We start from the raw sequence: 7371 nt of genomic DNA, 5'->3' as shown, positions 1-7371 counted from the left end.
GCGTCTCGGCCACCGCCCTGGCCGAGACGCCGAGCGTGATTCTCTTGGTACGTGACATGCGATGTCTCCTGGTCTGCCGTCAGCGACGGCGGTGTCAGTCTTACGGTGTGCGGCGGCCCGGAAACCATGGTGGCCGACGGACCGGCCGCTCTTCCAGTGTGTACTGCCCTTTTCTGCTTGGGCTGTTGGGAACCTTTTAGCTTCCTGTGAATGCTGATGACTGGTTAGGCTCAGGGCATGCTGATCGTCACCACCAACGACATCCCCGGCCACCGCATCGACGCCGTCTTCGGGGAGGTCATGGGCCTTACCGTCCGCTCGCGCGACGTCGGCGCCCAGGTGGTGGCGGGCTTCCGTTCGCTGGCGGGCGGAGAACTGCGCGAATTGACCGATGTGCTCTACGAGAGCCGGCAGGAGGTCATGGCCCGAATGGTGGCTGAGGCGGCCCAGCGCGGCGCCAATGCGATCGTGGCGATGCGCTTCGACACCGCCCACATGGCCAACAACTGGTCCGAAATCTGCGCCTACGGCACGGCGGTCTACGCGATTCCGCTGACCAGCGGCGAGCCGGGCGCCACCGGACAGTCGATCCAGCTGACGACGCCGTCATAAAGTTGCCCGGAGTGCAAAGATGCACTTAGTGTAATTCCATGCCCCCATCCGCGACCGGTCCCGGCGCTCCCGCGGCCACACCCTCCCGGCGTGAACTGAACAAGGCCGCCACCCGTCAGGCCATCATTGACGCCGCCCTCGGCTTGCTGCGCGCCAGCGGCCCGGGCAACTTCACGGTCGAGGAAATCGCCGACGCGGCCGGAATCTCCCGCCGCACCTTCTTCAACTACTTCGGCAGCACCGACGCTGTCATCGCCTCGGTCACGCACGGCTTCCTGGACACCGCGCTGCAGCAGTTCCGGCTGCGACCGGTCAGCGAACCCATCCTGGAGGCAGCCAAGGCCTCGCTGATGGCCCTCGCTGATCCCATGACCATCGCCCCGCTGGCAGAGCTGTACACGCTCGGCCTCTCCAACCCGCAGCTGAACCGCTCGGAACTGGAGGCCTGGGACCACTGCACCGCCGAGATCATCGACGCCGCCCGGTCCCGCTTCACCGGCCCGGCCGGGGCGCTCGACGAGCTCTATCTGCGGGCGCTGGCCAGCTCGGTCATCGCCTGCGGGAAGGCCGCCATGGACCTCTGGTTCGACCGCTGCCACGGCGACCTCTCCCCCGCCTCGCTGTCCACCCTCCGCCAGCTCCTTATTGACTCCATGAGCCTGCTGGGCTCCGGATTCGCTTCCCCGGCGGCCGCCCCGGCCGCCGCTTCCACCGCCACCCCTTCCCCAGATCGGCTCTGACATGGCACTCCTGCTGTACCGCCTCGGCAAGTTCTCCTACCGCCACCGCTGGCTGGTCATTTCGCTGTGGCTCGCCGTCATGGTGGCCGTCGGCGGGGCCGCCGCCGCCTTCCACGGCACCCTCAGCAACAACTTCCAGATCCCGGGCACCGAGACCCAGCAGATGGCGGACAAGCTCAAGAAGGACCTGCCGTCGTCCTCCGGCGGCTCCGCCACGGTGGTCTTCGAGGCCAACGACGCGCAGTTCAGCCAGGCAGGCAGGGACGCGGTGTCCGCCGCCCTGGCCAAGCTCAAAACCATTCCCGACGTGCAGGGAACCGTGGACCCTTTCACCACCCAGGCGCAGCTGGACAAGGCAGGCACCGACCTGGCCGCCGGCGAGCAGCAGGCAGCCGCCGGCAAGGCCCAGTTGGACGCGTCGGCAGCGGAGTTGGCCGCCGGCAAGGCCAAGCTGGACACCGCCGAGGCCCAGCTGAAGGCCGCCGGCCTGCCGGATGCCGCCATCGAAGCCCAGCTCGGCCAGCAGAAGGCGGCCCTCGCAGCCGGGCAGGCGAAGCTCGACGCCGGCACCAAGGACCTCGCCGCCGGCGACGCCAAGCTCGCGCTCGGCAAGCGCCAGCTGGAGGCCTCCAAGGGTCTCCGGTTTGTCTCCGAGGACGGCAAGGCCGCGATCGCCCAGGTGCAGTTCAAGACCTCGATCAACGGCCTGAAGCCGGAGGTCCGCCAGCAGGTCCAGGACATCGTCAACGAGGTCTCCGCCGCCAATGTCACCGCCCTGCCCAGTAAGGAAATCAGCGAGGACATCTCGGAACTCTTCGGCGCCGCGGAGGTCATCGGCATCGCCGTCGCCACTCTGGTCCTGATCGTCATGCTCGGCACCCTGGTGGCCGCCGGACTGCCGCTGCTGATGGCAATCGTGGGTGTGGCCGTCGGCGTCGGCGGGACTTTCGCGCTCAGCGGCGCCGTGGACATGAGCTCCATCTCGCCGATGCTGGCCCTGATGCTGGGGCTCGCCGTCGGCATCGACTACTCGCTCTTCATCGTCAACCGGCACCGCGGCCAGCTGCTCTCCGGCATGGACACGGAGGAGTCCGTGGCACTCGCCACCGGCACCTCCGGCAACGCAGTGATGTTCGCCGGGCTGACCGTCATCATCGCCCTGGCCGCCCTGGTGGTGCCCGGGCTGCCGTTCCTGGCCGTGATGGGCCTCTCCGCCGCCGCCACGGTGGCTGTCGCCGTCGTCGTCGCCCTGACGCTGACGCCGGCCATCCTCTCGCTGGTGGGCCGGAAGCTGATCTCGAAGCGGGCCTGGGCCAAGGCCGAACGGCACAACGCCGACCCCGGCCACGACTCGGAGGACCGGGAGCGGGACGAGTACCGCGGCAGCCACGGCTGGGGCGGCGTCGTCACCAAGCACCCGTGGCTGGCGCTCCTGGCCGGCGTGATCCTGCTGGGCGTCGTGGCGCTGCCGGCCAGCCAGCTGCGGCTCGCCCTGCCGGACGCCAGCTCTGAACCGGTGGCCTCCACCGCGTTCAAGGCCTACGACGTCACCAAGCGCAGCTTCGGCGAAGGCATGACCGGGCCGATCATCGTGGTGGGCGACCTCCCCGAGGGCCTGGACGCGGCCGCCGCGCAGGCCAAGCAGTTCGACGTCGCCGACATCCTGCGGAAGACCGAGAACGTGGCCGCCGCCGTGCCGTTGGCCCTCAGTGAGGACCGCCGGACCGCCGTGTTCCAGGTGCTGCCGAAGGAGGGTCCGGCCAGCGCCAGCACCGTCCAGGTGGTGGCCGATCTGCGGGCCGAGAAGGGCCAGATCAAGGACCAGACCGGGGTGTCTATCGGCCTGACCGGCCAGACCGCGGGCAACGTGGACGTCTCCACCAAGCTGGGCGACGCGCTGCCGCCGTACCTGGCGATCGTGGTGGGGCTCTCGCTGATCCTGCTGCTGCTGGTGTTCCGCTCCGTGGTGGTTCCGCTGCTGGCCACCGGCGGCTTCCTGCTCTCGCTCGCGGCGGCGTTCGGCGCCGTGGTGGCCGTGTACCAGTGGGGCTGGCTGGGGTCCGTGTTCGGTGTGGAGAATCCGGGCGCGGTGCTGAGCTTCCTGCCCATCATCCTGATCGGCGTGCTGTTCGGCCTGGCGATGGATTACCAGGTGTTCATTACCTCCGGCATGCGTGAGGCCTACATGCACGGCGAGACCGCCAAGCACGCGGTCCGGTCCGGCTTCAGCCACGCGGCCGCCGTGGTGACCGCCGCCGCGATCATCATGGTGAGTGTGTTCTCCGGCTTCATCTTCTCGCACCTGAACATGGTCCGGCCGCTGGGCTTCGCAATGGCGTTCGGCGTGCTGGTGGACGCGTTCGTGGTGCGCATGACGATCGTCCCGGCGGTCATGTACCTGCTGGGCAGCAAGGCGTGGTGGCTGCCGCGCTGGCTGGACCGGATTCTCCCGGACGTCGACGTCGAAGGTGCCAAGCTGCGCAAGGCCGACGCCGACGGTGAGGCCGCCGAGTCCGAGCCCGCCGGGGTCGCCGTGCGGTAACGAGGTCCCCGAGCGGGTCCCGCTCCCCGACGGCGCCTGCGCACCGCGGCTGTCGCCGCCCAGCGAATGCCGCCGCTCGGATGCCGACCAACGAACGCCGCCCGTCGATCCGCGTGATCGGCGGGCGGCGGTCGTCATTCCGGGAAGTCTTCCCTGCCTGATGACCATCTCCTCGTCTGCACGGCACGGGCCTGCGGCAACAATTAACTTGCCGTCTGAGAAAGTTATTTATTACTCTTTCCATCATGGAAAATCATTCACGCCCGCTTCCGTCCCCTGAGGACGCCAACGCGCTCCTTGCCGAACTGGGCTCCGACCGGAATGTCCTCGCTGATAGCGTCCGGGTTCCCACCACGCTTATGGCCGCTCTCGGAGCCTGCGCAGCCTGGTGGGTCTCCGCCGCGGCCGCGACAACTCCGGGCGCGGGCTACCAGCCGCCGACGTCCGGCTGGCTGGGCCTTGTAGCCGTCCTCATCATCGTTCATCTCATCCGCCGCGAGACGGGCATCCGGTTCCGCACCCTGGGTCCGCGGGCCACCGTGTTGCTCGCAGTCATCCTGGTGGCATGCCTCGCGTTGTTCTCGGTGTCCTTGGCCCTGGTTTCCCTTGGCGCTGCCTGGGCCGTGGCTCTGACCAGCCTCTCTGCGTTCGGGGCCGTCATGTGGCTGTCCGGGGCTGCCTTCCGTTCCGCACTGGAGCACCTCCGCCGTGGCTGAGGCACGCTTCGACGAGCTCATCCACGCCCCGGTGCGGCTTCGGATCTGCGGACTCCTGCGCCCGGTCGACACGATGGATTTCGCGATTCTGCGGGACACCCTGGGAGTCTCCGACGCGACCCTGTCCAAGCATCTGAAAGCCCTCACCGACGCCGGGTACGCCAGCACCACCAAGTCGGCCTCGGCCGCCCGCAGCGACGCCCGCCGGCTTACCTGGGTGGGACTCACCCCGGTCGGCCGGAAAGCGTTCGGGGCTCATGTCCGGGCCCTTCAGGACATCGCGGGTACCTCGGGCTGAGGTCCGCAGGGTGACGAGGACCCACCCCGCGGCGCCCCGCCCGAACATCCCTTCTACCCTGCCCGTGGAACGGCGTCGGCTCCGCGGTATCTCTTGAGCTCCTTCCTTCGCCCGGGGCTCTCACCCCTGCCCGACCGCATCGGAACCTCCGCTGCCGCGGTTCGCGCCCTCGCGGCAGTACCGGGAAGCACCGGGGCAATCGACGAGTAAGTGTGGCCGGTGGGCGTCATCAGTTCAAAGGCGTGGCGACCCTCTGACGGTCTGCCATCGGTCCGGGCTCTGTCTGCCGATCGGGCGGTCCAGCCGGGGGTTTCTTTGGTGTGGTTGCAGGCCTCGCAAAGTCCGGCGCCGTTGGCTGCCGTGGTCTCTCCGCCGCGGTACCAGGGAACGACGTGGTCCAGGTGCCGGATGGGCGCGTCGCAATAGGAGGTGCGGCAGGTGTCGTCGCGGATTACGATGAACCGGCGCAGCCCGGTGGGGAAGAGCCGGGCCCGGGAGTCCATGCCGACGAGTTCGCCGGTGCCGGGCGCGGTGTAGAGCCGCCGGATCCAGACCTCGAACCCCTTGCCGTTGGGAGCGGTGCCGGCGGCGTTCCTGTGCGTCCCCTTCGGTTGAGACGGTTCACTTACACCGGCTCTCTTCCCTCCCGATGCCACGAGTTTCCTGGCCCATCCGGCCGGCACAATGCCGTAGCCGGCAAGCCTGGCGGGTTCACTGTCTCCGGCGAGGAGGGTCCGGTCGGTCATAACGAGCTGAACCTCGATGCCGGTGATCCCGCCCGGTGTGCCGGTGATGCGTTCGACCAGGGTGTCCGCCATCAGCTGGGCGCGGGATCGTGGGTCTCCGGTGGCGCGGGCGGTGTCGGCGTGCCGGGTCAGGGCCGCGTAGGCGGCGACTCCGGCGGCGACGGGGAGCAGAGCGGTGAGGTAGCACATGGTGTCCGGGGCCGGTCGGAGACTGACACTGCGTTCGGTTTCGGCGTGGGCTGCCCGTTGGGTGACGGATCTCGGGTCGTGCCGGTAGGCGGCGGCCTTGGCGGCGGAGATGATGGCACGGTCGCCGACGCCGTCGAAGGTCCCGGTGTCGGCGGCGAGTTCCTCATCCACCGCGGCACGGTCAGCAGAGTCGAGGAAGGCGGTTTCGCGGACCAGCAGGGTGGCGCGCCATTCGTTCAGGCGCCCGGTGTCGAGGGCGGCCAGGGTGCGCGGCATCTCCGTCACCAACGCCCGGGCCAGACCCAGCAGCCGTGAGCCTTTGGCCGGGGATTCCCGCCGCGCCAACGCAACCGCCGCCCCCACCCCGGCACCGAGCTGGTCCGCGGGCAAGCCAAGAGCGGCCTGTTCCCGCCGCCGGACCAGATCCAACGCCATTGCCAACCTCGCCTGCCGGGCCGCGATCGCCGACTTCCGGTCCTCCAGCACCCGGAGCTCATCAACGATCGCCGCCGCGTCCCCCACCACCGGGGGGACCGCGCCGACTGACTCCTCGAAAAGCTTCCGACTGCCTTCCATAAAACCAATTCAATTGGAGGGGTCTGACAATATAAGGCCGCCCCCCGCCATAACGTCGAACCCCCGCCGCAGTGGCTGAGACCTGACGACGGTCATGCGGCCACGCGGCCGGAAGCCGTCCTCGGCCACGCACCGTCGTCGTCCGCTGCGCTTTGATGCGCGGCGGCCGCCCCGACCAAGCCCGCACCCCACCGGATACCCACCGAACCCGCCACACTGTCAGCCCGAGGAACTACGCTGGTTCCGTGACCCGTCTGATCCTCGCCTCCCAGTCCCCCGCCCGCACCAAGCTGCTCAGCAACGCCGGCATCGCGCACACCGTTCTCGTCTCGGACGTCGATGAGGACGCCGTCCAGGCCCGCTACGGCGTAACCGACCCGCACGACACCGCCCTCCTCCTGGCCCGCGCCAAGGCCGAGGCGGTCGCGTCGCTGCCCGAGGCGGAGGGCGCCCTGGTGATCGGCTGCGATTCCGTCTTCGAATTCGACGGCGAAGCCCACGGCAAGCCCTACACCCCCGAGGTCGCCAAGGAACGCATGCTCCGGATGAGCGGCAGTATGGGCATCCTGCACACCGGCCACTGGCTGGTCGACTGCCGGGACACGGACGAAGCGGACGACGACGGCGGCACCGGTTCCGGTGCGACGCTCGGCTCCGTCGCCTCGGCCGAGGTGCACTTCATGGAGATGAGTGAGGCGGAGATCGACACCTACATTGCCACCGAGGAGCCGCTCCTCTGCGCCGGATCGTTCACCATCGACGGCTACGGCGGGGCGTTCATCCGCAAGGTCGACGGCGACCCGCACACCGTCGTCGGGCTCTCCATCTCCACCCTCCGCGGCCTCCTGGCCCAGGCGGGAGTCAACGTCACACAGCTGTGGACTGGCGGCGCCGCGAATCCCGCGGAGGTCCGCGCCGAGTGAGGCAATTCGCATGGCCTTGTAGGAACCCC

7 protein-coding genes are annotated in these 7371 nt (G+C 69.1%); 6 read left to right on the top strand and 1 reads right to left on the bottom strand.

Annotated features, from left to right (window positions below):
- Nucleotides 1-237 precede the first annotated feature (237 nt).
- The 5 genes from AB0305_RS16225 to AB0305_RS16205 all read left to right on the top strand — a co-directional run bounded on the left by AB0305_RS16225 (nt 238) and on the right by AB0305_RS16205 (nt 4908).
- Nucleotides 238-612, top strand: a complete 375-nt coding sequence (locus tag AB0305_RS16225; RefSeq protein WP_364136960.1) for a YbjQ family protein — start codon at nt 238-240, stop codon at nt 610-612.
- A 38-nt stretch (nt 613-650) separates the two neighbouring features.
- The gene (locus tag AB0305_RS16220; protein WP_364136959.1) at nt 651-1352 is read left to right on the top strand and encodes a TetR/AcrR family transcriptional regulator; all 702 of its coding nucleotides are present in this window, start codon (nt 651-653) and stop codon (nt 1350-1352) included.
- Between the two features lies 1 nt (nt 1353).
- Complete coding sequence (locus AB0305_RS16215) at nt 1354-3894, top strand: MMPL family transporter (RefSeq protein ID WP_364136957.1); 2541 nt, start codon at nt 1354-1356, stop codon at nt 3892-3894.
- Between the two features lie 245 nt (nt 3895-4139).
- Complete coding sequence (locus AB0305_RS16210; protein ID WP_364136955.1) at nt 4140-4610, top strand: hypothetical protein; 471 nt, start codon at nt 4140-4142, stop codon at nt 4608-4610.
- Nucleotides 4603-4908 (top strand): transcriptional regulator, encoded by a 306-nt coding sequence (locus AB0305_RS16205; RefSeq protein WP_364136953.1) that lies wholly within the window; start codon nt 4603-4605, stop codon nt 4906-4908. The genes AB0305_RS16210 and AB0305_RS16205 overlap by 8 nt, the downstream gene beginning before the upstream one ends.
- A 53-nt stretch (nt 4909-4961) precedes the next feature.
- Here AB0305_RS16205 and AB0305_RS16200 read toward each other — a convergent pair whose 3' ends face one another.
- Entirely contained in the window at nt 4962-6419 is a 1458-nt protein-coding gene (locus tag AB0305_RS16200) for a DUF222 domain-containing protein (protein ID WP_364136951.1), read from the bottom strand.
- A 245-nt stretch (nt 6420-6664) separates the two neighbouring features.
- On the opposite strand from AB0305_RS16200, the gene AB0305_RS16195 reads away from it, so the two are divergent.
- Complete coding sequence (locus tag AB0305_RS16195) at nt 6665-7342, top strand: nucleoside triphosphate pyrophosphatase (RefSeq protein WP_364136949.1); 678 nt, start codon at nt 6665-6667, stop codon at nt 7340-7342.
- Nucleotides 7343-7371 lie beyond the last annotated feature (29 nt).

The organism is Arthrobacter sp. NPDC080086, assembly GCF_040702285.1.
The sequence above is the reverse complement of the archived record's forward strand: the minus strand, read 5'-3'. Positions and strand labels throughout refer to the sequence as shown.